At 56.0% G+C, this 703-nt stretch carries 1 protein-coding gene; it reads left to right on the top strand.

The annotated features are described in order from the left end of the window. Positions 1-172 precede the first annotated feature (172 nt). Positions 173-703, top strand: a 531-nt coding sequence (gene tyrS, locus NKI47_RS34960) for a tyrosine--tRNA ligase (protein WP_352596396.1), incomplete at its 3' end; no start/stop codon positions are given.

Genomic DNA, 703 nt, shown 5'->3' with positions numbered 1-703 from the left:
TAAAGTCCTTTATGCATCGGCACATGATCAAGTCCGCGCCCATCGCTGCAATCTATTATGCGACGCTTCCATAAGGAGCGGCGCGTTTCGATCATGCCTTGAAGCAAGCCGCCGTCAGGCGGCTTTGTTCATGAGAGGACCCCCTGGCGGCAATACCAGGAGGATTCCCTATATGGCACTTCCCGATTTATCAACCGGTCATTCCGAACCATGTTCGGCGGCTTTGAAGACGCTCATTGAGCGCGGCTATGTAAATCAAGGGACCGACCTGCCGGGTGTCGATGCCGCCTTTGAAGCAGGCGTCGTACCCGCTTACGCTGGTTTTGATGCGACGGCTGACAGTCTTCATGTCGGCCATCTTCTTCTGATCATGGCGCTTCGTCATCTTCAGCAGACTGGCCATAAACCCATCGTTCTCATTGGGGGTGGGACCACCCGCATCGGCGATCCCAGCTTCCGTTCGGAGGCGCGGCCGATGCTGACGGACGAGCGGATCGCCGCCAACATTGAAGGGATCAGAAAGGTCTTTGACCGTCTCCTTGTCTTCGGAGACGGCCCGATGGATGCCGTGATGGTGAACAATGCCGACTGGCTGGACAACATTCGTTGGATCGACATGCTGAGAGACGTCGGCAGGCATTTCTCCGTCAATCGGATGCTCTCTTTCGACAGTGTGAAGTCGCGGCTGGAAAAGCAGGAGAAT

Origin of the sequence: Mesorhizobium sp. M0633 (genome assembly GCF_040320645.1) — a bacterium.
Classification (GTDB): domain Bacteria; phylum Pseudomonadota; class Alphaproteobacteria; order Rhizobiales; family Rhizobiaceae; genus Mesorhizobium.
Note: the sequence above shows the minus strand (reverse complement) of the source record. Positions and strands in the feature narration are given on the sequence as shown.